A 25,531-nucleotide genomic window follows, 5' to 3' on the forward strand; every position below is an offset into this window, starting at 1 on the left:
ATGACTAATAAAGTTAAGCTTGCTTAACCTCATCTCTCAATTCCCTACGTAAGATTTTACCTACGTTGGTTTTAGGCAGTTCATCTCTAAATTCTACCAGCTTAGGAATTTTATAGCCCGTCAAATGCACACGACAGTGCTTGATTACTGCTTCTTTGGTCAAAGATTTGTCATTTGCGACAACAAATACCTTAACCAACTCGCCAGATACCTCATGAGGGACACCAACGGCTGCAACTTCAATCACTTTAGGATGTAAGGCTACCACTTCTTCAACTTCATTTGGGAAAACGTTGAAGCCAGAGACCAAGATCATGTCTTTCTTACGGTCGACAATAAAGAAGTAACCTTGTTCATCCATATAGCCAATATCACCAGTCGCTAAATAGCCATCTTTATCGATAACTTGACTCGTTTCTTCAGGGCGCTGCCAATAACCCACCATCACCTGTGGTCCTTTAGCAAACAACTCGCCAGTCTCGCCTTGAGCAAGTACCTTACCGTCATCATCACGAACTTGCACATCGGTATTAGCCACAGGAAAGCCAATAGAGCCGTTATAACCATCAAGGTTATACGGACAACATGTCACAAGTGGCGCCGCCTCAGTCAAACCATAGCCTTCTAGCAAGCGGGTTTTAGTTAAACCCTGCCATTTATCGGCAACAGCACGCTGAACAGCCATTCCGCCACCAATCGACAACTTAAGATCTGAGAAATTCAACTTACCGAAATCTTCGTTATTAACTAACGCATTAAACAGCGTATTAACCCCAGTTAACACCGTAAACGGATGCTTCTGTAACTCTGCGATGAAAGCAGGAAGATCTCTAGGATTAGTGATAAGTAAATTATTAGCGCCTTTATGGATAAACAGTAAACAGTTAACTGTTAACGCAAAAATATGATACAGCGGCAATGCAGTAACGACGAACTCTTTACCTTGATCAAGCATAGGCCCATAAGCTGCATCAGCTTGCAAAAGGTTACTGACGACATTGCTGTGGCTCAACATAGCACCTTTAGATACCCCGGTCGTTCCACCGGTATACTGTAAAAAGGCTAAATCTTCTCTTTTAACAACAGGCTTCACGTACTGCATACGTCGACCTTTAGACAAAGCCTTACGCATAGAAATTGCATGTGGTAAATGATACTTAGGTACCATTTTCTTAATGTACTTAACGACAAAGTTAACCACGGTACGCTTAGGAGCACTTAATAGATCGCCAAGACCCGTTAAAATAACGCTCTCTACAGGTGTATCATCAACCACTTTTTCTAAAGTATGTGCAAAGTTTGACACCACAACGATGGCTTTAGCGCCAGAGTCTGTCAGTTGATGCTTAAGTTCACGTGGGGTATACAGTGGGTTAACGTTCACCACCACCATGCCCGCACGTAAAATACCAAACAATGCGATAGGATATTGTAAAAGGTTAGGCATCATAATTGCGACACGGTCGCCTTTATTCAGCTTTAACTCGTTTTGGAGATAGGCAGCAAAAGCTCGGCTTCGCTCTTCCAGTTTACGGTAAGTCAGGGTCGCGCCCATATTCACAAACGCTGGTTGATCCGCATATTTAGCCACTGAAGTTTCGAACAGATCGACAAGCGATGCATATTGTTCTATATCAATTTCAGAAGGTACGTCATCTGGTAGATTATTAATCCAAAGTTGGTCCACAAAAATCTCCTAATATCTCCACCAGCGGTAAGAACTATACCGCTATGGTCGTTAGCAGCTTGCCAATAAGCAAGCTAAAACACTGTCTATTCTTTATATTTATTGGGCACGCCCGTAAATCATACGAGCGTTTAAATTTTGATTATCATCACATAAACGAAACAAAAAACCTAGCCCCTTTTTTTGCTTAACTATTTAAGAAAGCACTAATCGCTGTTGACACCTTTTCAGCATTGCCCATATGAAGGTGATGATCACCCTCCAGCTCTATGGTTTGTAATTGATTAAACCAGCGATTCGCCATTGGGATCGCTTCTCGTAACTGAGGGAAACCTCGGTTACCTGAAATTAATAGCGTATTGACTTTATGGGCTTGCATTAAGGCATCGACTTGAGAATAAGTCAGTCTTAAAGGGGAATCTAATTTTAAGCGAGGATCACTGCGCCAGCATACCCCAGAATCAAGGTTTTGCATATTGCGCTGAGTCAATAATTCGCACCATTGCAGGTCTAGTGCCGTAAATTTGTGCCGTGCATGTGCAGCAAGTGCGATATCTCGATGACTCTTTGCAGGTTTAGCCAAATTAGCAAGATAGCGTCGATGATCTGCAAAGCTATTTTGTAAGCGTTTTTTTGATTTCCCCTCCCCTTCGTATAACGGTGAGAGCGCTTCAATTAACAGCAAATTACTGACTTTATCAGGAAATGCTGCAGTATAAGCCGACGCAATAATACCGCCTAAAGAATGGCCTAAAATAGCATGTGGTTTCAACGTTAAAGGGAGTGTTTCAAGCAAGATATCTAAATCATAGAGGTAATCGACCCAATGCAGAGGATAGCGACCAGGTCGATGCTGCGATGCGCCGTGCCCAGGCCAATCAATGGCTAAGATTTGATAATCCGTTAAATATTGACTCAAGGGCTCAAAGCTATTGGCATTATCTAACCAGCCATGTAACGCTAAAATAACGGGCTTATCTGGTACTCCCCACAATCGTCCAGCTAGCGTGATATGGGGTAGCACCAAGGTTATTTCATTATCGGGTTCGCAGGCCAAGCGCATGTAGACTCTTACTTTTTGATAAATTTCAGCGTCATTCTATCGCTTTCACCAATAGCGAGATACTTTTCTTTGTCTTGCTCATCAAGGGCAAGTCTTGGAGGAAGTGTCCAAACGCCTTTAGGGTAATCCTTAGTATCTTTTGCATTGGCATTGACCTCTGAGCTTGCGACAAAAGTGAACCCCGCTTTTTCAGCAAGTTTAATCACCTCAGCTTGTTCCATATAGCCCGTTTTCACATCCATTCCAGGATTAGCTCTATGCTCAACAATACCAAATATTCCACCTGGTTTTAGCACTTTATAAGCGGAGTCAAATACAGGTTCGAGATAACCTTTCATCGCCCAGTTATGCAAGTTTCTGAAAGTGAGCACCACATCGACGCTATTGTCAGCCCCCATTTTATAGTAAGCAGGTGGATCAAAGGTGACGGTACTGGCACTACCTAGCTTGGCGCTATTATCTTCGAGCCACTGCTCAAATCTCTTACCCGCTTTAGGACGATAGCTGTTACGCGCCTTCTCATCTTCAGGGTGTGTATCAAAATTCCCCGCAATATATTGGCCTTCATTGGCTAAATATGGCGCGAGAATTTCAGCATACCAACCACCACCGGGCCAAAGTTCAATAACCGTGTCGGATGGTTTGATATCAAAGAAAGAAAGGGTTTGCTCTGGGTGACGATACTCATCGCGAGCGGTGTTTTGAGCAGGCCTAAAATCACTGTTAACGGCAGCTTCTAGCCCATTATTTTCGTGTTCAAGGGCAATTCCAGCTGTGCTAAATAATGATAAGCTACATGTGCTTGCAAGCAAAACGCTTGCTGCTAAGATTTTCTTTTTCATTGTAATTCTCCCTAAGATGACAGGCATCAACCTAGCAGTCGGTTAACAAAAAACCAACCCATATAAACAGAGATTTACATTTTATAATTTAACTAAAACAAAATAAGGTGCCAAATATGGCGTTAACTGGCGAGTTTAACGATCACGTTATCTTAGTCAAACGCGAGGCCGCAGCATCGACTCTACGCCAACATAAATATAGCATGAAGGCACTCGTTGCTAACCAACCGAATACCCAAAACCAAGCTGGCAACCAACTTTCTCCCGCGAGCATATTTGCATCGCCTTGGCCGTCAAGCCCTAACAACACCATCGGGCTCGCCAATGCATTTAAGATAATCATCAATGCCATCACGCGCAGACCACTGGCTAAGAAACGATTTTGTTTAAGCTTTAAAGGCAACAAAAATAGCACTGCTAAGCTTGCTAAAATCGCCACGGTCAATAGATCCCGAGCCCAGAGTATAATCGTTAATACCACTACGCCGCCAAGTAGTGCGAAACTCAAGCGGATCCCTTTTGCCCAGGTGGCAAACATAAAGATCAAGTAGCCCCAAAGAGCCGCACCAAAGTAACCAGAAAAGCCGATTAGGATTGGCCACCCTCCCTGGCTAAAACACAAACCTGCACCATTGGGAAAGAGTTCGATATGGCTAACAACACCACCAGAAACGATGGTTGCTAACCCATGTGAGAGTTCATGAAAATAACTTTCTAACCATTTGAAAGGTACGCTTACAAAAGGCAATCTCGTTACCATAAAAGCAATGAAGAGTTCAATTAAGAATCGGGTCCGCCCCGGAACTCCTGAAGATGATATGTGATTACTGTATTGCGAGGCTGATGCCGTATTGTGTTGAGCACCAGGTTGAGAATTGGATTGAGGTTTATGCATAGGTATCTATACCCACCATCTGCTTAATCTCTTCTCGCTTAGCAGCATGTTGATTAACTAAATACTCAGCCACCGCGCCGCGATGTCCACCCGTATGATCCTCATACTCAACATGAGCACCTAACCTTGACTGTAACGCAAACTCATCTTCTTGGTAATCATGAGTCACGAACGATTGCGGCGCTTTGGTTGTCTGAGACGGCTCAACGCCGCCAGAAGCCAAAGCACTAATATGATTTGAAGCACTGGTTAGGTTTGAAGCAACAGACTTGTTAACTTCCCCCCTACTTGTTGTATTAATTGCAGCTTGAGTTGTTGCAAGCGGGCTTGAATTAATCTGCATCAAATCGTCCTTAATACATTCGCTTTATCGTAGACCTTAATATCAGAGCACTAATACCTTTCGCGAATATTAGCTTGCAAATATCCAGTTCACAAATATCTAGTCCGCGATTACAGTCCGTAAAAAATGCTGGAGTACGGTCTTAAATTACTCTCTACCCGGCAGTTTTTGCCAGGTTACTGTATCACGAAGATAAACCGGCGTTAACTCATCGACCGAAGTGCTATGGCCCTTACTCACTCCATCTTGAGCAAGTGCTAGCATATACTTAGCTTCAGGAAACTTAGCCTTTTCACAAATGCTCATATTCGTAGTCAATTCAAGTATTTGCGGATAAGCGTCAAAACCAGTACCACAAGCAATAACAGGCAAAGTTAAATCTAAACTTAGCACTATAGCTTCTGGTGCACTAACCACTTCTTCGTTTACTAACGTCGCTAACCCATCGACTGCAATATATTGGCCCCAGTAAACCTCTCCCATACGAGCATCTATTGCAGCGAGAACTTGACTCGCGCCTTGCTCAATAGCTGATTGAGCCATAGCCGCTAATGTAGAAATCCCGATAACAGGCAACTCTTGGCCAAGAGCCAAACCTTGAGTAATGCTGGTACAAATACGAATGCCAGTAAAGCTACCTGGACCTCTGCCATAAGCAATCAGGTCGACATCTTTCAGTGCTAAGTTTGCCTCAGACAAAACAGCCTTAACCATAGGCAACAAACGTTGACTATGTTCACGTGGTGCATCGGCTTGCTCGCTGTACGTTGCACCTTTATGGCTAACTGCTGCTGAACACGACTCAGTACAAGTATCGAGTGCTAAAATGCTCAACGGCGTCGCATCGTTAGATTTATCTGTCATTAATTACTTACCAAACTTGTTATTTAAATCAACTACCGCCGATTAAAAACTTGGCGACGACAGTATATGTTAGGAGACTATTTAAGCGGTAATATCGGCCACGTGCACCTTAAAAGCCTGGAGTTTAATGCTTAACCGAGTAAATAGACTGTTTTTATGATTATACCCTAAGTCACGCTTTGGCATTAAGTCTTATAGTTAAAATACTTGCCTTTTGCAGGCCTCATGAGTGATCCACAGGCAAATAGCGACTTAAGTAATAGCGTCAACTTACGTTCGGAACTACTGAGTGTGATGTAATCCAGACACACTCAAGTCATAGCCCAATAAAATGAGGTTAAATAGATACAAAAATCGCGGTTTGTCCTAAATTTATAAGTGGCTATAAATTAAGTGACGATAAATTAAGTGACTATAAATTAAGTGACTATACATAAATTTAGTACATATCAGTGACTGTACTCACTCTAAAGCACTCAATTTAAGCTTGCTTTGAAGTCCTAATCAAGGGGGGGGATGCAACAAATCAGAATCGATTGGTTTAGGCTACTTCGTTACTCCTTGCTATTTATCGTGTTCTCTATGCTAATGACAGTTTTCATGTTGCTATGGTTTTCAAACAGTTTAGAGGAAGCTTGGCAAAAAGGTTTAATGTTGACGTTAGCAGAACTTGAAATGACTACTGAGCTAACACTCACCCTGCTCATCTATATTAGCTTTCCAGTGCTACTTTTTCGCTTCCTCTATTACTTTTCCAAAATGTTGTATCGAGGACGAAACCCAGGCGTCGCAATCATCAGCTATAAGACCCTGTTTAACCCATTAAACTTTTTATTGTTTCCAAGCTTACTGAACTCTGAAGGTTTACTTTACCGGCGCCGCTGCTTATTAGCCCTTATCTTACTCACCAGTATTTATTTTGTTATTTTACTTATCACTTAATTTACGCTACTTAATCTTCGCTAAGAAGTCTATCGCCTTGTCTAAATCACGAGTTCGAGACATTGGCGGTAACGAATTTAAAAATGCCTGTCCGTAGGGTTTATTGACGATACGGTTGTCGCATAAAATGAGTACGCCTTTATCTTTTTCATCTCGAATTAACCGACCTCCCCCTTGATTTAGGCTGATCACCGCTTGCGGCAGTGAGATCTCGCTAAACGCATCTTTGCCCTCACGCTCAACACTTTCGCTACGCGCGCGAAACAGATTGTCATCGGGTGACACAAATGGCAATTTATCGATGATGACGCAACTTAACAGTCGACCACGAACATCGACCCCTTCCCAAAAAGCGCCTGTACCGAGTAATACAGCATTACCAAGTTGGCGGTATTTTTTAAGCAGGCTTTGCTTATTCGCCTGCCCTTGCACAAGAAGTGGATAAGCGACGCGCCGTTGAAGTGCAGGTGCCACCAAATTAAGCATTCTATGACTGGTAAATAAAATAAAGGTGCGCCCTTTAGCAGCATTCACCGCTTTTACGCAAACATCAACAAATTGATTTAATGCCACATGATGATTATTGACACTCGCTAAATGTCTTGGCACACAAAAAAGCGCATTATTTTGATAATCAAATGGGCTTTCCAGTAACATCTCTTGGCATTGACGTAAGCCTAGTTGTCGGGTGAACAAGCTTAAATCACGGTTGATTTGTAATGTTGCCGAGGTAAATATCCACGCCACATTAGAATCAAACAGTTTACGACACTCTTTAGCAACGTCTATTGGCGCAATGCGCAGTACCAAATAACGATGGCCGAAGTCGATACTATAAGCGGCTTGATTGTTCTCACATAAGAAAAACAGCTCTAGTTTATTGGCTAAAACCTCAAGTTTTTCTATTTGATCATCTAGATTATTGCTGCGACCAACATGGCCTAATAATAGCTGTTGTAATACCTTAATCTCTTTGAGCAGCCCCCATGAAAGGACTGATAAGTCTTTATTGGCCAATAGCCGACGCCAGTCAGACTCGCCAATATTAAACAGTATTTGATGCCACTCATTTAACATTGATGAACATCGTGCACTTAACAACTCTATCTGTTTAGCATCTCTTAGTTCGAGTCTATAAATCTCAATCAAGTTATCAAATAGCGCTATGAGCTGTCGTGTAGAGCATTGCTGACCAAAATAAGTGACAGCAATATCAGGCAATAGGTGCGCTTCATCAAAAATAACCACATCAGAATCTGGCAGTAATTCGGCAAAACCAGTCTCTTTTAAAATTCTGTCGGCTAGAAAAAGGTGATGATTAACCACAATGATCCGTGCATCCATGGCTCTATTACGGGCTTTGCGAGTGAAACAGTCATCATAGTAATCACAGCGTTGACCAATACAGGTCTCTTTTGCGCTAACGATCAGCGGTAAAGCCTGAGAATTCTCCGTAACCGAGGTTAACCCTCCAATATCGCCGTCAGTAGTCTGCCCTGCCCACTGATTTATACGCAGCAAGTCATCTAATACTTGTGTGTCCATCGAGCTGGCTCCCGATAGCTCTTTTTCCATTAGGTGTTGGCACAGGTAGTTATTACGCCCCTTTAGCAGCGCAACCTTAGGCGTGAGCTTAAGCATGGATAATAATGCAGGAAGGTCTTTGTAAAATAGCTGCTCTTGTAAATTTTTACTGCCTGTACTGACAATAACTTGCTTGCCACTCAATAAAGCAGGAATTAGGTAAGCAAAAGTCTTCCCCACCCCCGTCCCAGCTTCCACCACCAAGTTATTGCAACTACTGATAGATTCAGTCACCGCCTTGGCCATAGTCACCTGCACATCACGGCAGCTAAAACCCTTAATTGAATGTGCCAGTACGCCATCATTTGAAAATGCAGCAGCGACTTGCTGTATGAGTTTACTGCTCAAGAGTCATTAAACCTTTAATAAAAATGTTGATGATGCATATACCCAAGCGACTTGAAATGCGCGTTTCACAGGCCTTGTGTGAGCTCTATTCTAGGCGCTTAGATTAGGAATAGTTACTCCCTTTTAAGCGAGTGCAGAGAAAGACTCAGTGATCGACTTCGGTTACCAGATTCAGTTATTAGCTTCAATATGTGATACGGGCATATAAAAATGCATGGCAGTTTATCTTAAATAAATATACAAGATTAGCTTTTGTTGGCGGACTGAGAGCAAGTTCAGGACAAATGCGCTCTAGCGGCCTTAACAAAAGCCACTCCCGCATGTGCGGTTAATTGTTCTCAGTTGAGAACACAAGACTCTCAAATGTCGGTATAAATCGACTTTAGGCAACCAAAAATGAAAAATAATGACATTTAGATGAAGTTTACTCAACTGCTTAAATAAGAGGTTGCAATCATTTTAAAAACTGATTAATTTAAATACCAACAACACGAAATGATTCATCAATGGCTTAGCACAGCAGCAAGCGTTGGATCATGACAGGCCACTTGGCCCACAGAAACAGATTGAGAGAAACGAATATGACACAGCTTTTGAACACTATGCATCATCATCACCATATGCGGTAGCCTTCGGAAGCTCACTGCCGAAGGACTATTTTCCTTCCGGCGGTTGATTTAAAAATATCAAAACCCTTGGAAGGAATTCCAAGGGTTTTTTGTTTTTTTCTTAACAGATTGTTTTATAAGATTTTTAAATTAACTAATAGGAAGTATCTCATGTCAGAGTCAACAAGATTACGTATCGCCATCCAGAAATCTGGCCGCTTATCAAAAGAGTCACAGAAGTTACTTAAAAGCTGTGGCGTTAAATTTAATGTCAACGAACAACGTCTAATCGCCCACTCAGACAACATGCCAATCGACCTATTACGTGTACGTGATGACGATATTCCAGGCCTTGTCATGGACGGTGTGGTGGACTTAGGTATTATTGGCGAAAATGTGCTGGAAGAAGAACAGATCGAACGCCAAAGCCTAGGCAAACCAGCTGAATGCATCAAATTACGTGAACTTGACTTTGGTGCTTGCCGCCTATCATTGGCCGTGCCAACTGAATTTAGTTACCAAGATGCAAGCTCATTAGAAGGGCTTCGCATTGCGACCTCTTACCCCAACTTGCTACGCCGCTACATGCAAAAGAAAGGCATTAATTATCGTGACTGCATGTTGAAGGGTTCTGTTGAAGTTGCACCACGTGCAGGTTTATCAGACGGTATTTGTGACTTAGTGTCAACAGGGGCAACACTTGAAGCAAATGGATTATATGAAACGGAAGTCATCTACCGTTCTATGGCCTGCATCATTCAATCAACCCAATCGCAACCTGATGATAAACAAGCACTAATAAACAAAATACTGTCTCGAATTAATGGCGTTGTACGTGCCAAAGAGAGTAAATACATCTTACTACACGCACCAACGGAAACGTTAGAGCAGATTGTTGCACTGCTTCCTGGCGCAGAAAACCCGACTGTTTTGCCACTCAACGACGATACTAACCGAGTGGCTATCCACGCCGTTAGCACTGAAGACTTGTTCTGGGACACTATGGAGCAATTAACGCAGCTGGGCGCCAGCTCAATTCTTGTTATGCCTATTGAAAAAATGATGGGGTAGAGTCATGCAGATCCTCAATTGGCAATCTCTCGACTCTCAAGCTCAAGCTAACACGCTTGAGCGCTCACCACTAATAGGTGATAACAGTCTTGAGCAAAGTGTGGCAGATATCATTAATGCCGTCATCGCTGATGGCGATAAGGCGTTATTTGAATTTAATCAAAAATTTGATGGGGTCAATATCGATAACTTAAGGTTGTCGAGCGCCCAAGTTGAGCAGAGCTGCGCCAAAGTTTCTAGTGAGGTAAAGCAAGCAATTGCTCAAGCAAAGGCCAACATTGAGACTTTTCACAAGGCACAGATCCAGCCACACATCGTTCTAGAAACTCAAGCAGGGATCCGCTGCGAACTCCGCTCTGAGCCGATAGAGCGCGTTGGCCTGTATATTCCAGGAGGCACCGCGCCACTTATTTCAACCGTACTGATGTTAGCCCTACCCGCTAAAATTGCCGGTTGTAATAAGCGGGTTCTCGTAAGCCCTCCACCAATTAATGATGCCATCATTTATGCGGCAAAAGAATGTGGTATTGAAGAGATCTATCAAGTTGGCGGCGCCCAAGCTATTGCTGCACTTGCATTTGGCACTGGTTCTGTACCTCAAGTCGATAAGATTTTTGGCCCAGGTAACCGATTTGTGACTGAAGCTAAACGCTCCGTTAGTCAAGATAACCGCTGCACAGTGAGCATCGATATGCCTGCCGGCCCATCAGAAGTGCTCATCATTGCCGATACTGAGGCTAATCCAGAGTTTGTTGCCGCAGACCTGTTATCACAAGCCGAGCACGGCGCTGACTCACAAGTTATGTTAGTCACCGATTGCAACGTGTTAGCTAAGCAGGTTAATCAAGCCTTAGCAAAGCAACTGGCGCAGCTGCCACGTGCTGATATTGCCAATCAAGCCCTTAAAAGCAGCCGCACTATTATCGTTAACGATATGACCATCGCAGCGGCAGTTTCTAATCAATACGGACCTGAGCACTTGATCATTCAAACTCAGCAGCCACGAGAAGTGCTAGCCAATATTCGAGCAGCGGGCTCTGTATTTTTAGGGGCGTATACGCCTGAATCTGTGGGTGATTATGCCAGCGGCACGAATCACGTCTTGCCGACCTACGGTTACAGTAAAACGGTGTCGAGCTTATCACTTGCAGATTTTAGCCGTCGATTCACTGTGCAAGAGTTATCAGCAATAGGACTTAGAGCCTTAAGCAATAGCGTAATGATCCTTGCCGAAGCTGAGCAGCTTGATGCACACAAAAATGCAATTGCAGTTCGAATGGCCAGCCTTGATGCTAACGCAGGTAATGAAGCGTTAGCTAGCAATAGCTCAGTTACGGAGGCCTTATGACAACATCAAGCAAGCTAAATTTAGCCGAGCGCCTCGCTCGACCAGAACTGTTAGCGTTACAGGTTTATCAGTCAGCAAGGCGTATTGGCGGCCAAGGGGATATCTGGATCAATGCCAATGAGTCCCCCTTTAACAATAGTGAGCTTATGGGCCTTAACCGTTACCCAGAATGCCAGCCACCTGCATTAATCAGCGCATATAGCCAATATAGTGGTGTCAATGAGAACAGTATTATCACTAGTCGCGGCGCCGACGAAGCGATTGAGCTGTTAATTCGAGCCTTTTGTGTACCAGGTCTAGATAATATCGCAACCTTTGGCCCTACGTATGGAATGTATGCCATCAGTGCCAAGACCTTTAATGTTGGGGTAAAAGCGCTGTCTTTAACTGATGATTTTCAGCTGCCAAGTGACTCTATCTCCAGTGTCAGTGGCGCAAAATTGGTGTTTATCTGTAATCCGAATAACCCCACAGGCAGTGTCATCGCAAGAAACAAAATCATTGAGATCATTAACGCTTGCCCTGAAGCCATAGTGGTTATCGATGAGGCATACATTGAATTTAGTCCCGAATACAGTGTCGCCGATTTAGTCGATAGCTGTGCAAACCTAGTGGTGCTTCGCACCTTATCAAAAGCCTTTGCCTTAGCTGGCGCACGCTGTGGTTTTTTGTTGGCAAACCCTGACATTATCGAAATCTGCATGCGTGTAATCGCCCCTTATCCCGTGCCGCTTCCCGTAAGCGAACTTGCCATCAAAGCCCTCAACACAAAAGGCCTTGAAACAATGCAGCAGCAAGTGGGTCTGATGAAGCAACAAGGGTTAAGACTGGCGGACGCATTGAGCGGCTATGGCGCTAAGGTTATCAAAGCACATGGTAACTATGTACTCGCAGAGTTTGAGGACAAAGCGCTAGTGCAGCAAAAGTTAATATCTGCTGGCGTGATTGCCAGAAGTTACAACGATCCCCGCCTTAGTAAGGCGATTCGTTTTAGCTTTACAAACCAGGAACAAACGGACTATCTGATCCAACTATTTCAACAATAAAAATATACAGTGCGCTGAGATTTGAATGAATGTTCAATGCGTTCCGATTTGTTTAAACTCAGTAAAGCCAGAATCTGAAAGGTATAACCGCTATGAAGCAGAAAATTTTATTTATCGACCGTGATGGTACGCTCATCGAAGAACCAGTTACAGATAAGCAAGTCGATAGCTTAGCCAAACTCGTTTTTGAGCCTAATGTGATCCCTGCTCTACTGAAACTGCAAAACGCCGGTTATCGATTAGTTATGGTCAGTAACCAAGATGGTCTGGGCACGCCTTCGTTCCCAAGAGATGATTTCGATGCACCGCAAAATATGATGATGCAGATCTTAAACAGCCAAGGCGTGCTGTTTGATGATGTACTTATCTGCCCTCACTTTAATGATGAGAACTGTAGCTGTCGTAAACCTAAGCTTGGCTTAGTTAAAGACTATCTCACCTCTGGGAAAATTGATTTTACCCAGTCCGCTGTCATAGGAGATCGTGAAACTGACTTAGGTCTTGCCGACTCGATGGGCATATTAGGTTTGCAATATCACCCAGAAAATCTTAACTGGAACGCCATTGCCGATAAGCTTTTAAATAAGAACCGCAGCGCCACAGTCACTCGTACCACTAAAGAAACCGATATTCGCGTCACTGTCGATTTAGATTCAAATGATAAAAGCGAAATCAACACAGGTATTGGCTTTTTCGACCATATGCTTGAGCAGATCTCAACCCACGGCAACTTTAAAATGGATGTCAAGGTTGATGGTGATTTGGAGATAGATGATCACCACAGCATTGAAGATACCGCACTGGCAATCGGTGATGCCCTGCGTCAAGCTCTAGGTGACAAACGCGGCATAGCCCGCTTTGGCAATGCACAAATCAGTAACGTTTTTGAGCAAGCGATTCCTATGGATGAAGCCAGTGCTGAGTGTTTGTTAGATCTATCGGGGCGTCCATTTATCAAGTATCGCGGCGACTTTGACCGTGAACTTGTTGGCCAAATGTCAACTGAGATGGTGCCGCACTTCTTCCGCTCCTTTGCCGATGGTCTGCGCTGTACTTTACACATCAGTACCCAGGGCAATAACGACCACCACAAAGTTGAAAGCTTATACAAGGTGTTAGGTCGTACCCTAAGACAAGCTGTGGCAGTTGAAGGAGACACGCTGCCCTCAAGTAAAGGTGTGTTATGAGCCAAGTCAATCTAGATAACAAAAACGGCATCAAAGGTAATACCGTTATTATCGATACCGGTTGCGCCAATTTAAGCTCGGTCCGCTACGCTTTTGAGCGTTTAATGACTGATACAGAGCGAGAGTGCCTGTTTGTAAGCGATGATATTGAGCTGATTAACTCGGCTGAACGCGTTATTTTACCCGGTGTAGGTACTGCAAGGGCTGCAATGACGGCGCTAAATGACAAAGGTTTACTCCAGGTTATCCCCTCGCTCACCCAGCCATTACTCGGCGTGTGCTTAGGTATGCAGATGCTGACACGTGCTTCAAAAGAGCGCGGCACACAAAGCGATGACTGCCAATGTCTTAATATCATTCCAACCGATATCGACCTGCTTAATACTCAAGGCTTACCGCTACCGCATATGGGCTGGAATCAAATTACGCCTTCAAACCACCCTATTTTCGAGGGAGTGACTGCCGGTAGCTTCGTATATTTCGTCCACAGCTACCGCGCCCCCGTTAGCGACTTCACCATTGCAACTGCCCAGCATGGTGAGTACTTTAGCGCTGCCATTGCAAAAGATAATTTTATTGGACTGCAATTTCATCCAGAAAAAAGTGCAGAGGTCGGCGCTAAGATACTGGCAAACTTCCTCAACATGAATAGAGATACCTTTTGCCAAGCTGGCAATGAACCCGCTAATAAGCTAACGATTAACCTAAGTAATGAACCGGAGGCACTGTAATGATTATTCCAGCAATCGATCTTATCGACGGCCAAGTTGTTCGCCTCTATCAAGGTGATTACGAGCAGCAAACAACCTTTAATTTAAGTCCATTAGATCAACTTAAATCTTATAAGGCTCAAGGGGCTAACTTACTGCATATCGTCGATTTAACCGGAGCAAAAGAGCCAACTAAGCGTCAAACGGCATTAATTTCAGAATTAGTTAATCACCTAGACACTCCGATCCAGGTTGGCGGTGGTATTCGCACTGAAGCCCAGTTAAATGAACTACTGGAAATTGGTGTAAGCCGTGTGGTTATCGGTTCATTGGCCGTAAAAGAGCCTGAGCTTGTAAAAAGCTGGTTTGAAAAATATGGTAATGAAGCCATTTGTCTCGCACTCGATGTCAATATCAATGAGCAAGGCGAAAAAATAGTGGCCGTATCGGGATGGCAAAGTGGCGGTGGTAAGAGCTTGGAGTCGCTGGTAGAAGAGTTTAAAGCTGTTGGCCTTAAGCATGCATTAGTCACTGACATTAGCCGTGATGGCACACTGCAAGGCGCTAATACCGAGCTTTACCGTGAGATTGCCGCTACTTACCCAGAGATCCAATGGCAAGCTTCTGGAGGCATCGCGACATTAGCCGATGTCAATGCAGTAAAAGACAGCGGTGCCAATGGCATTATTATTGGTAAAGCCCTACTTATCAACCAATTCACCGTCCAGGAGGCGATTGCATGTTGGCCAAACGCATAGTCCCCTGCCTTGATGTCAAAGAGGGCAAAGTGGTTAAAGGGGTTCAATTTAGAAACCATGAAATTGTAGGCGATATTGTGCCGCTCGCTAAGCGCTACGCTGAAGAAGGTGCTGATGAATTAGTCTTCTATGACATCACGGCCAGCGCTCACGATAGAGTCATTGATAAGTCATGGATAAGTCGAGTCGCCGAAAAAATTGATATTCCTTTTTGTGTTGCCGGTGGGATAAGAACCATAGAGCAAGCACGAGAAAAGCTGGCCTTTGGCGCCGACAAAATTTCAATTAACTCACCAGCATTAACAGATCCAAGCTTGATTGCCAGACTGCAAGATGAGTTTGGACGTCAGTGTATCGTGATAGGTATCGATTCCTATTATGACGCCAATAGCGACAGCTACATGGTTAAGCAATTTACTGGCGATGAAGCGGCAACTAAAGACACTCAGTGGTTTACACAAGATTGGGTTGAAGAAGTGCAAAATCAGGGCTGCGGCGAAATCGTACTCAATGTCATGAATCAAGATGGCGTCAGACAAGGTTATGACATTAAGCAATTGTCGATGATCCGCGCTATCTGCGATGTACCGTTAATTGCATCGGGTGGCGCTGGCACTATGGCGCATTTTAAAGAGGTGTTTAGCCAGGCAAACGTGGATGCGGCATTAGCCGCAAGTGTGTTCCATAAAGGGATCATAGATATACAGGCCCTAAAACGTTATCTCAACAGCCAGCAAATTGCTGTACGCATTTAGATAAGTTAGACGTTGACTCACATTAAGGATGTAACATGACTAATTTTAACCAAAACCCACTGGGTAGCGACTTACTGAGTCAATTGGACTGGGAGAAAACCGACGGCTTAATTCCGGCGATAGTGCAAAATCACCTCACTGCCAAAGTCTTAATGCTCGGTTATATGGACAAGGCAGCATTAGATCAAACCTTATCGACAGGAAAAGTCACCTTTTTCAGCCGCAGTAAACAAAGACTCTGGACTAAGGGCGAAACCTCAGGCAACACCCTCGACTTAGTATCGATTGATAAAGACTGTGACGATGACAGTTTACTCGTGCAAGTTATTCCCAACGGACCGACCTGCCATAAGGGCACAGAGAGTTGCTGGAAAGACGGTAACGCCCACAGTTTTATCGACAACTTGTCAGGCTTAATCGCATCACGTAAAGGCCAAGACCCAGAGTCAAGCTACACCGCTCACCTGTTTGAGCGCGGCACTAAACGTATCGCGCAAAAAGTCGGAGAAGAGGGGTTAGAAACGGCATTAGCCGCTGCAACCCATGACAAACCGGAATTGATTGATGAAGCCTCTGATCTGATCTATCACTTGTTAGTGCTACTTGAAGATCAAGAGTTAAGCATGCAAGACATCAATCTCAATTTGATGAAACGTCACAATAAGGCAAAGTAGAAAAATAACCTCCGCCTTAACGAGTAGGAAATGGTCGCAGTCTCTGCGGCCATTTTATTTCCTGTTTAGCCACGGCTATTCCTGCTGAAAATTTACTCTTCAGCAAAGATGAAACGAGCTTATAACTGCACTCTGAAACAATGAAACGCTTAATTGACGGGCAAGCATTATCATAAAAGGGATTGACGACTTAAAAGATAATCAATCGGTATTTAAAACCAAAAGTAGCGCATTGCTTCAATTTTGCCATCTTATTCTTGCTGATTTTGCGCAATAGAAAACACTGTTTTTACAAAGAGTAAATCCGTTATTGCTAGGGTGTTGCAATAGGTAACTTCTGATACAATCTGCGCCACTAAAATTAAGCTTCTCAATAATAAAAGTGTGCCCTATGAATCTTGCAGATAAAGTTTTAGTCGTAAATGACAACCTCCCAATTCGTACCAACAAACCTGTTCACTCAGGTAAGGTCCGCAGTGTTTACTGGTTAACCGAGGAAGATAGCGCACGGTTAATTAAAGATAAAGGTTACGATGTACCTGCCGATGCACCACTAGCCATTATGGTCATTAGCGATCGCATCTCAGCATTTGATTGCGTATGGCAAGGTGAGAACGGTTTAGATGGCGTTCCAGGAAAAGGAACGGCACTAAATGCTATCTCAAATCATTGGTTTAAACTTTTTAAAGATAAAGGCCTTGCTGATAGTCACATCTTAGACATCCCTCACCCATTGGTGTGGATTGTGCAAAAAGCACGTCCGGTGATGATTGAAGCGATTGCACGCCAATACATTACGGGTTCTATGTGGCGTTCATACACTAAAGGTGAGCGCGAGTTTTGTGGCATCACTATCCCTGAAGGCTTAGAGAAAGATCAAAAGCTACCTGAGCTATTAATCACCCCGTCGACAAAAGGTGTATTAACGGGCCTAGAAGGCGTACCTGAAGCTGATGACGTGAATGTATCTCGTAGCGATATTGAACGTCATGTTCAAGGTTTCAACTTTAGTAAGCTTGCAGACGTTGATCTTTACGAGAAGCTGCTTAAAGAAGGCTTTGATGTCATCAGTGACGCACTCGCTGAGCATGATCAGATCTTTGTTGATACCAAATTTGAATTTGGCTACGTAAACGATGCTGCTGGTAATGAAAAACTTATCTATATGGATGAGGTCGGCACGCCTGATAGCTCGCGTATTTGGGATGGTGCAGCTCACCGTGATGGCAAAATTATCGAGCAATCAAAAGAAGGTTTCAGACAGTGGCTACTTAACCACTTCCCAGACGCTGATATCTTACTCAACAAGAACCGCATGGAAGAGCGCTTTGCGCTAGCGAAAGATAATAAACTACCAGAATCTGTCATGATGGATATCTCTAACACTTATGTTGGAATTGCTGAGAAAGTGATTGGTAAGAAGCTACATATCAGCGACACACCTAAACAAGAGATCATTGATATTTTACGCGATGAATATCAGCTAATCGTTTAGTTATCCGCTCTGCTATAGTGCTGGTTAAGTGCTTTATTTAGCGCAAAAATGGGTAGATGTATGCAAGCGCGTAATGAATAAGTAGCTCAGCCAATCAAACACTGCCCTTAAACGCTAGCTATAAAGCTAAGCGCTAGATATAGAAAAGCCGCAATATCCATTGCGGCTTTTTTGTATAGCCATGGTTAATAACAATTGCAGCGCTATTTTTAGCAACCAGATTAATTATAGATCGATGCTTCGCCTTCGGGGCGGGTTTTTAGCACCTTAAGGAACCACATATATTGCTCAGGGTACGCTAAAATAACTTGCTCAACCGCCTTATTTAAGGCGATCGCCTCATTTTCTTTACCTTGCATGGTATCGGGATCAATGGCAGGCATAACCGTTAGATCAAAATGACGCTTGTGTTGATCATAACCAATCTTTACCGGCATGACTTGAGCGTTCCCCGCCTGAGCTAAACGCCCCACTACTGGCAAGGTTGCTTTAGTCGTCCCCAAAAATGGCGCAAAGACACTCTTCTCACGACCAAGATCTTCATCGGGTAGATAAAAAAAACTATTGTCTCGCTTTAGCTCTGTCAGCAAAGCTCTGATCCCTGCTTCACGCATGTAGATATTGCCGCCTTGGGAGCTTCTCATACGATTATTGAACCAGTTAAATAATCCATTTTTATGGGCTTTTGCCATCGAAACCATAGGCAGTTCAAGATTGAGCCTAAGTCCTGCATACTCAATACCCCACACATGCGGCATGATAAAAATCACAGGCTGACCTGCAGCACGTGCTTTTTCTACATGTTCAAATCCATGAAGTTGTACACGGCGTCTCATATTCGCGCGAGATTTCGCTAACAACTCGGATTGCGCAAGTAAAATCATCACAAAATTTTCCACGTTATCTTTTATTAACGCTTCAATCTCATCATGGGATTTTTCAGGAAAGCAGGTCGTTAGATTCGCCCTTGCCACATTAATCGGCTTCTTAGCAATTTTCATCACTAGTCTGGCAAGTGTGCGTGCAATGGGATCTCTGAGCCAGGCAGGCATAAGACCAAATATTAACAACACTAAAATCGCGACCCAGGTTAGCCAATATTTAGGGTGTAACAGGCTAAAGCTAAAACGTCGATCAAAATATTTTGGCTTTCTAGACAAGGAATTAAACCTCTACTGCAAATGAATAACAGAAAAAGCCACTCGATTGAGTGGCCTCTTCATTATAACGCTAAAGCAATTACTTCTTTGCGTTAGCCTCTTCGACGCGGCTTTTCAGCTTCTGTCCCGGACGGAACGTGACTACACGACGTGCCGAAATTGGGATATCTTCTCCCGTTTTTGGGTTCCTTCCCGGTCTTTGATTCTTGTCCCTCAGGTCAAAGTTGCCAAAGCCAGACAGCTTGACCTGCTCACCACTTTCAAGAGCTAGACGAATTTCTTCGAAAAACGTCTCAACCATCTCTTTCGCTACTCTCTTGTTGATACCTAGCGTTTCAAAAAGATGTTCTGCCATTTCAGCTTTGGTAAGTGCCATACTTTTAGTCCCTCAACGATGCGTTGAACTCGTCTTTCAGAGCAGAAACCACGACGTCTACCATCTCAGCGATTTCTTTTTCTTCCAGTGTACGAGCGTTGTCTTGTAATAAGAGTGCTATTGCAAGGCTCTTTTTGCCTTCCTCTACACCTTTACCTCGGTATACATCGAACAAGTTTATGCCAACCAACTGATTTTCGCCAACTTTTCTTATCAATTTTACAACATCATCTGCTGCAATAACGTCATCAACTACGATTGCGATATCACGACGGTTAGCTGGAAACTTAGATACAGTCTGGGCTAGCGGCAAATTAGCGTGCAATAACACGTCTAATTCTAGTTCGAAAATAATTGTCTTTCCGTTTAGGCCAAATGGCTTCTCTAGGCTTGGATGAACGGTGCCTATAATGCCAATTACGCGATCATCTCTTAAGATTTCAGCACATTGTCCCGGGTGAAGCGCTGGGTGGCTTGCCGCTCTAAAGCTAAATTCAGCTTCAGCAACCGTCAAACCGATGACCGCTTCTAAGTCACCTTTGAGGTCGAAGAAATCAACCGTTTTTGACTCCATTGACCAATGTTCATCGTTTTGGTTTCCGGCAATAACAGCTGCAAGCATAGGTTGCTGTGACACACCTGACTCAGCGGTTTCATTCGGAACAAAACGCAGACCAGTTTCAAACAGTCTTACACGGTTTTGTTGACGGCTTTGGTTGTAACCAACCGCAGTCAAAAGACCGGTGAACATAGACAGACGCATTGCTGACATTTCAACCGAAATTGGGTTCGGTAAAATCATCGCCTCTGCACCAGGGTGGAGCAACTCTTGCTGCTTAGGGTCGACGAAGCTGTATGTTACCGCTTCTTGAAAACCACGGGCAACCAACATGCTACGAACACGCTTAAGACTGATATCAGACTCTTTATGATCAGACATGCTTAATTGCGCAACAGGCGCAATATTTGGAATATTGTTGTAACCGTAAATACGGGCAACTTCTTCAATCAAGTCTTCTTCAATCGCCATATCGAAACGGTAAGTGGCTGTGATTACATTCCACTGCCCTTCACTCACTTCAACATTAAAGCCTAAGCGCTCTAGAATTTCTTTGACTTCAGCATCTTCAATATGATGACCTAAAGTCTTATCTAGTTTGCTTCGACGCAATACGATATGTGCAGGTTTTGGTAAGTTGTCTTCAGATTTAGCTTCAACGACTGGGCCTGCTTCGCCACCACAGATGTCTAGCACTAGACGGCTAGCACGGTCCATGACTTTTTGTTGCAGCTGTGGGTCAACACCACGCTCAAAACGGTGCGATGCATCAGTATGCAAACCAATCTTACGGGCTTTACCTAAAATAGCTAAAGGAGCAAAGAATGCGCATTCTAAAAGAATGTCGGTAGTTTCAGTGGTAACACCTGATTGCTCACCACCAAATACACCAGCAAGTGCTAATGGCTTAGCCTGGTCAGCAATAATCAACATACCTTCAGGAATAGTAATTTCATTGCCATCAAGTAGTGTCAGCTTCTCTTCGCCTTTAGGCTTACGAACTTGAATGCCGCCATCTAACTTAGCTAAGTCAAATGCGTGCATTGGCTGACCGAACTCAACTAATACATAGTTAGTGATATCAACGATCGGGTCGATAGAGCGAATACCACTACGACGCAGCTTTTCTTGCATCCATAGTGGCGTTTCAGCTTTAACGTTAACGTTTTTGATAACGCGGCCTAGGTAACGTCCACACTCTTGTGGCTCTTGTACGTCAATGCTCACTTCATCAGCGATAGTCGCAGCAACCGCTTCCCAAGTCGGCTCAGTTACTGATTGGCGGTTTAATACGCCAACTTCACGAGCAAGACCAGCCATACCAAGACAATCAGCGCGGTTAGCCGTTAAATCCACATCGATAACTGCGTCATCAAGATCTAAGTATTCACGTACGTCTTGGCCAATGGGTGCATCAAGTGGCAATTCAATAATGCCGTCGCTTTCAATATCAACGCCTAGCTCGCCAAACGAACACAACATACCAAATGACGGTTGACCGCGTAGCTTAGCTTTTTTAATTTTGAAATCGCCAGGTAGCACAGCGCCAACCATAGCAACTGCAACTTTAAGCCCTAGACGGCAGTTTGATGCGCCACATACGATGTCGATTAGCTCTTCGCCACCCACATTGATTTTAGTTACACGTAGTTTGTCAGCATCTGGGTGCTGACCACACTCAACAACTTCACCGACGATAACACCGCTAAACTCAGCAGCTACAGGCTCAATACCGTCAACTTCAAGACCGGCCATAGTAATTTGGTGTGATAACTCTTCGCGATTGACACTCGGGTTAACCCACTCACGAAGCCAAGATTCACTAAATTTCATGCTATTACAGCTCCGTTTATTTAAATTGCTTCAGGAAACGTAGATCGTTTTCGAAGAATGAACGTAAATCGTTAACGCCATAGCGCAACATAGAAAGACGCTCAACGCCCATACCAAACGCAAAACCAGAATATCTCTCTGGATCGATGCCTACACTACGAAGCACATTTGGATGAACCATTCCGCAACCAAGTACTTCTAACCACTTACCATTTTTACCCATTACATCAACTTCTGCTGACGGTTCAGTAAATGGGAAGTAAGAAGGACGGAAACGCACTTCTAAATCTTCTTCAAAGAAATTGCGTAAGAAATCGTGCAAAATGCCTTTTAGTTCTGCAAAGTTAACGTTCTCAGCGACAAGTAAACCTTCTACCTGGTGGAACATTGGCGTATGCGTTTGGTCATAATCGTTACGATATACACGACCAGGAGAGATAATGCGTAAAGGTGGCTTTTCATGCTCCATGGTACGGATCTGTACACCAGATGTTTGCGTACGCAACATCACTTTCGGATTAAAGTAGAAAGTGTCGTGATCTGCACGTGCAGGATGATGCTCAGAGATGTTTAATGCATCGAAGTTATGAAAGTCATCTTCGATTTCTGGGCCGTCTTTAACCGTAAAGCCTAGCTCACCAAAGAAAGCTTCAATACGCTCAATCGTGCGAGTTACAGGGTGCAGTCCACCGTTCTCAATGCGACGACCCGGCAGGCTCACATCGATACTCTCAGCTTTTAATTGCGCTTCAAGTTCAGCGGCTTTAAGACCATCAATACGAATTGACAGTTGTTGTTGAACCGCTTGTTTTGCTTGATTCACGGCTTGACCAAAAGCGGGCTTCTCTTCCGGAGGAAGTTTCCCCATCATTTTCATCATGTCGGTGATTTTACCTTTCTTACCAAGGTAATCGACACGGAGGTCATCGAGAGCTTTTAAATCTGTAGCTCCTTCGATGGCGGCTAAAGCCTGTTCTACGATCTCTGTTAACTGTGACATCATCTCTTCCAGTGCAAGTAAGTGCTAGACCTACGACTTTTGGGCTAACGTATTTTCTTAGTGAAAATAGAAAAAGACTAAAATTTTACGTTAGACAGGATGATTTGACTAGGACTAATTCACCTTTTCCCCTGCTAACTGTCTATTTTGTTTAGTCCTTATACAAGGCTTTACTCAATGAGCATTAAATCCATCAATTGTTAATCTAACTGCCACTTAGTGAAGCGGTAAAAGTACAACCTAAATCACAACAACTACTGAAAACCTAATGATAGCCACACTATTTGACTGCCAAGCCGCTACAAATTAGAAACATTAATATTCAATCACTTAAAAATAATAGTGAACAACAAACAAGCAAATTACCGATAATGAGCAAAAAAAGAGTTAAGAAACGGCATAATCTTCCGATAAATAGTCAGGTATGCGATTTATAAATAAGAGAACATTATGAAAGAAGTTAAGTTCCGCTGGGTAGATAAGTACCTTATCCATATGACACTAAAAACCAAATTCGCTCTAATGGCGATAATTCCTATCATCACGCTAGTTGGTTTGGCTGTTTTGTTAAATAGCGAATACAAACAAAACCTACTTGATGCTCAGCTCTCTCAAACCCAAGTATTCAACCAGACACTCAATGAAGCACTCGATAGCGCTTATCAATATATTCCCGAAGCAAACAGAAGCGCATTCTTAAGCTCCATTGAAGGTGAGCTCACTGTCACCCACCAGCAGACGGGGTCCAGCCAATTAGTCTCGCTTGCAGAAAGCGGCGGCAACATCAAGATTAATGGCAATAGAATAGAAAGTGTCAGTCCGGTGAGCCCAAACGGTCTGATTACAACCCTGTATGGCGAACAAATCAACGACATACATAACGAGTATGTCGCCTATATCGCCTTAGCGATATTAATCTCGATAATCTTAATCACCAGTTACTATATCTCTAGCTTCGTTGGTGGTGCACTGTTTACCAATGTGATGGCGCTTAAAAGAGCCGCTGATGGCGATTTAACGGGTCGACTCAACTTTTTTGAAGTTAAAGACGAATTTAGCATTCTTGCGATTAGCATAGATACGCTAGTTGAGCGTCAGCATAAGCTTGTAAGCGAGATGACCAACGCCAGTTCACAGATCCGTAATATTGTGCAAGCCTTTAGAAATACTGCTGAAGAGGGCCAATCGTTAGCCATGAATCAACGCCAGCACATTGATTCTTTAGCAACCGCGATGGAGCAGATGACCGCAGCCGTCATAGAAGTTTCACGTAATGCTGAGCTTTCATCAAGTGAAACCCAAGAAGCCAATGTGCAAGTTGATGCAGGTTCTCGTGATATAGCCATCACTGTTGACGCGATAGGCAGCTTATCAAATGAAATTGCAGATGCCTCTGATGCTGTTAATAACCTCAATGAAAACGCAGCTAAAATTGACGAGGTCGTCACCACCATTAATGCCATTTCCGAGCAAACTAATTTACTCGCATTGAACGCAGCCATTGAGGCTGCCCGAGCCGGAGAGCAAGGGCGTGGCTTTGCTGTCGTTGCCGATGAAGTCAGAACTCTGGCTGGTCGAACTCAGGCTGCAACGGTTGAAATTAAAACCATGATTGAAGCGCTTCAGTCAGGTGCCCGCGACTTAAAACAGGTAATGAGTCGTACCGTAGAGAAGGCTGAGGACGGCAAGAAGCACGTACTTGACACAGGCAAAGATCTACAAGGGATTGCTCATCACAGCGCTAAAGTTTATGAGATGAGCGTTTTAATTGCGACATCTGCTGAAGAGCAATCAGCGGTCGCTAATGAAATCGCAACCAATCTAATGGATATTCGCAATCAGTCTCATGATGTGGAGCAATCAGCCAATCAATCCGTTTCAGGCTGTGATGAACTGCATGCGACAGCCGAGCAATTAGATAAACTGCTCGTTGGTCTAAAAGTATAGCGCCTGTATTAACGTTATAAAAAGCAGCCAATAGGCTGTAATGCCGATCATTTAGCAGTTTATTGATCGGTTGACCGATCTTTATAAGATGGCAAAATCCGAGTGTTTTTAAACACTCGGATTTTTTTATGGACGTATCTCAAGCACTTAATATCATCAATGATTGGAAGCCGAATAATATTGAAACGTTGGCTGACTTACTTCCTCTAGAGCTTATTGATGAAGCCTATTCTCTGACTGCCACTGTGACCATGCGTAAACGCAAATTAACTTTGGAATCCATGGTATGGTTACTCGTCGGTATGGCTATTTATAATGATAAGTCCATGAAAGACCTAGTTAATCAACTTGATATTGTTGATAGAACAGGGAAAGCATTTGTCGCACCAAGTGCATTAACTCAACGCCGCAAAACACTTGGTCAGGCAGCAATGAA

23 protein-coding genes and 1 other annotated feature are annotated in these 25,531 nt (G+C 43.6%); of the genes, 12 read left to right on the top strand and 11 right to left on the bottom strand.

Annotated elements, in window-relative coordinates:
• Positions 1-13 precede the first annotated feature (13 nt).
• From fadD to tsaB, 6 genes are all read right to left on the bottom strand, one after another.
• The gene (gene fadD, locus ACVBIK_RS06200) at positions 14-1,687 is read right to left on the bottom strand and encodes a long-chain-fatty-acid--CoA ligase FadD (protein ID WP_447159912.1); all 1,674 of its coding nucleotides are present in this window, start codon (positions 1,685-1,687) and stop codon (positions 14-16) included.
• A 187-nt stretch (positions 1,688-1,874) separates the two neighbouring features.
• Positions 1,875-2,750, bottom strand: a complete 876-nt coding sequence (locus ACVBIK_RS06205) for an alpha/beta fold hydrolase (RefSeq protein WP_447164065.1) — start codon at positions 2,748-2,750, stop codon at positions 1,875-1,877.
• Between the two features lie 8 nt (positions 2,751-2,758).
• Entirely contained in the window at positions 2,759-3,592 is an 834-nt protein-coding gene (locus tag ACVBIK_RS06210; RefSeq protein WP_447169306.1) for a class I SAM-dependent methyltransferase, read from the bottom strand.
• 142 nt (positions 3,593-3,734) lie between these two features.
• The gene (locus tag ACVBIK_RS06215) at positions 3,735-4,487 is read right to left on the bottom strand and encodes a M50 family metallopeptidase (protein WP_447159915.1); all 753 of its coding nucleotides are present in this window, start codon (positions 4,485-4,487) and stop codon (positions 3,735-3,737) included.
• Complete coding sequence (locus ACVBIK_RS06220) at positions 4,480-4,830, bottom strand: hypothetical protein (protein WP_447159916.1); 351 nt, start codon at positions 4,828-4,830, stop codon at positions 4,480-4,482. The genes ACVBIK_RS06215 and ACVBIK_RS06220 overlap by 8 nt, the downstream gene beginning before the upstream one ends.
• 147 nt (positions 4,831-4,977) lie before the next feature.
• Entirely contained in the window at positions 4,978-5,694 is a 717-nt protein-coding gene (gene tsaB, locus ACVBIK_RS06225; protein ID WP_447159917.1) for a tRNA (adenosine(37)-N6)-threonylcarbamoyltransferase complex dimerization subunit type 1 TsaB, read from the bottom strand.
• 516 nt (positions 5,695-6,210) lie between these two features.
• Here tsaB and ACVBIK_RS06230 point away from each other — a divergent pair.
• On the top strand, positions 6,211-6,636 hold the full coding sequence (locus ACVBIK_RS06230) for a hypothetical protein (protein ID WP_447164062.1): 426 nt from the start codon (positions 6,211-6,213) through the stop codon (positions 6,634-6,636).
• Positions 6,637-6,642: 6 nt separating this feature from the next.
• Here the strand turns inward: ACVBIK_RS06230 and ACVBIK_RS06235 are convergent, their stop codons facing one another.
• Positions 6,643-8,568, bottom strand: coding sequence for an ATP-dependent DNA helicase (locus ACVBIK_RS06235; protein ID WP_447169307.1), 1,926 nt, complete (start codon positions 8,566-8,568; stop codon positions 6,643-6,645).
• Between the two features lie 604 nt (positions 8,569-9,172).
• Positions 9,173-9,291, top strand: a sequence feature (His leader region).
• 56 nt (positions 9,292-9,347) lie between these two features.
• Here ACVBIK_RS06235 and hisG point away from each other — a divergent pair.
• From hisG to ACVBIK_RS06280, 9 genes are all read left to right on the top strand, one after another.
• Complete coding sequence (hisG, locus tag ACVBIK_RS06240; RefSeq protein WP_447159920.1) at positions 9,348-10,247, top strand: ATP phosphoribosyltransferase; 900 nt, start codon at positions 9,348-9,350, stop codon at positions 10,245-10,247.
• 4 nt (positions 10,248-10,251) lie between these two features.
• Positions 10,252-11,595 carry a histidinol dehydrogenase gene (gene hisD / locus ACVBIK_RS06245; RefSeq protein ID WP_447169308.1) on the top strand — a complete coding sequence of 448 codons (1,344 nt, stop codon included), beginning with the start codon at positions 10,252-10,254 and terminating at the stop codon, positions 11,593-11,595.
• Positions 11,592-12,641, top strand: coding sequence for a histidinol-phosphate transaminase (gene hisC / locus ACVBIK_RS06250; RefSeq protein ID WP_447169309.1), 1,050 nt, complete (start codon positions 11,592-11,594; stop codon positions 12,639-12,641). The genes hisD and hisC overlap by 4 nt, the downstream gene beginning before the upstream one ends.
• A 92-nt stretch (positions 12,642-12,733) precedes the next feature.
• Positions 12,734-13,828: a bifunctional histidinol-phosphatase/imidazoleglycerol-phosphate dehydratase HisB gene (gene hisB, locus ACVBIK_RS06255; RefSeq protein WP_447169310.1), complete on the top strand. Its 1,095-nt coding sequence runs from the start codon at positions 12,734-12,736 to the stop codon at positions 13,826-13,828.
• A complete protein-coding gene (gene hisH, locus ACVBIK_RS06260) occupies positions 13,825-14,559 on the top strand; it encodes an imidazole glycerol phosphate synthase subunit HisH (RefSeq protein ID WP_447159924.1) in 735 nt (244 codons plus the stop codon). The genes hisB and hisH overlap by 4 nt, the downstream gene beginning before the upstream one ends.
• Entirely contained in the window at positions 14,559-15,296 is a 738-nt protein-coding gene (hisA, locus tag ACVBIK_RS06265) for a 1-(5-phosphoribosyl)-5-[(5-phosphoribosylamino)methylideneamino]imidazole-4-carboxamide isomerase (RefSeq protein WP_447169311.1), read from the top strand. The genes hisH and hisA overlap by 1 nt, the downstream gene beginning before the upstream one ends.
• Positions 15,278-16,051 carry an imidazole glycerol phosphate synthase subunit HisF gene (gene hisF, locus ACVBIK_RS06270; protein WP_447164058.1) on the top strand — a complete coding sequence of 258 codons (774 nt, stop codon included), beginning with the start codon at positions 15,278-15,280 and terminating at the stop codon, positions 16,049-16,051. The genes hisA and hisF overlap by 19 nt, the downstream gene beginning before the upstream one ends.
• Before the next feature lie 35 nt (positions 16,052-16,086).
• Positions 16,087-16,725, top strand: a complete 639-nt coding sequence (hisIE, locus tag ACVBIK_RS06275) for a bifunctional phosphoribosyl-AMP cyclohydrolase/phosphoribosyl-ATP diphosphatase HisIE (protein WP_447164057.1) — start codon at positions 16,087-16,089, stop codon at positions 16,723-16,725.
• A 391-nt stretch (positions 16,726-17,116) separates the two neighbouring features.
• The gene (locus ACVBIK_RS06280) at positions 17,117-18,220 is read left to right on the top strand and encodes a phosphoribosylaminoimidazolesuccinocarboxamide synthase (RefSeq protein ID WP_447159928.1); all 1,104 of its coding nucleotides are present in this window, start codon (positions 17,117-17,119) and stop codon (positions 18,218-18,220) included.
• A 221-nt stretch (positions 18,221-18,441) separates the two neighbouring features.
• Here ACVBIK_RS06280 and lpxM read toward each other — a convergent pair whose 3' ends face one another.
• The 4 genes from lpxM to pheS form a co-directional block, all read right to left on the bottom strand.
• Complete coding sequence (gene lpxM / locus ACVBIK_RS06285) at positions 18,442-19,380, bottom strand: lauroyl-Kdo(2)-lipid IV(A) myristoyltransferase (RefSeq protein ID WP_447159929.1); 939 nt, start codon at positions 19,378-19,380, stop codon at positions 18,442-18,444.
• Between the two features lie 79 nt (positions 19,381-19,459).
• Positions 19,460-19,756 carry an integration host factor subunit alpha gene (gene ihfA, locus ACVBIK_RS06290; RefSeq protein ID WP_142870772.1) on the bottom strand — a complete coding sequence of 99 codons (297 nt, stop codon included), beginning with the start codon at positions 19,754-19,756 and terminating at the stop codon, positions 19,460-19,462.
• A gap of 4 nt (positions 19,757-19,760) precedes the next feature.
• The gene (gene pheT / locus ACVBIK_RS06295) at positions 19,761-22,148 is read right to left on the bottom strand and encodes a phenylalanine--tRNA ligase subunit beta (RefSeq protein ID WP_447159930.1); all 2,388 of its coding nucleotides are present in this window, start codon (positions 22,146-22,148) and stop codon (positions 19,761-19,763) included.
• Positions 22,149-22,164: 16 nt separating this feature from the next.
• Entirely contained in the window at positions 22,165-23,148 is a 984-nt protein-coding gene (pheS, locus tag ACVBIK_RS06300) for a phenylalanine--tRNA ligase subunit alpha (protein ID WP_447159931.1), read from the bottom strand.
• 450 nt (positions 23,149-23,598) lie between these two features.
• On the opposite strand from pheS, the gene ACVBIK_RS06305 reads away from it, so the two are divergent.
• Both ACVBIK_RS06305 and ACVBIK_RS06310 read left to right on the top strand, forming a co-directional pair.
• On the top strand, positions 23,599-25,095 hold the full coding sequence (locus ACVBIK_RS06305; protein WP_447159932.1) for a methyl-accepting chemotaxis protein: 1,497 nt from the start codon (positions 23,599-23,601) through the stop codon (positions 25,093-25,095).
• A gap of 128 nt (positions 25,096-25,223) precedes the next feature.
• The coding region (locus ACVBIK_RS06310) for a transposase domain-containing protein (protein ID WP_447169312.1) at positions 25,224-25,531 on the top strand (308 nt) is incomplete at its 3' end.

This window comes from Shewanella sp. 125m-1, from assembly GCF_052977065.1.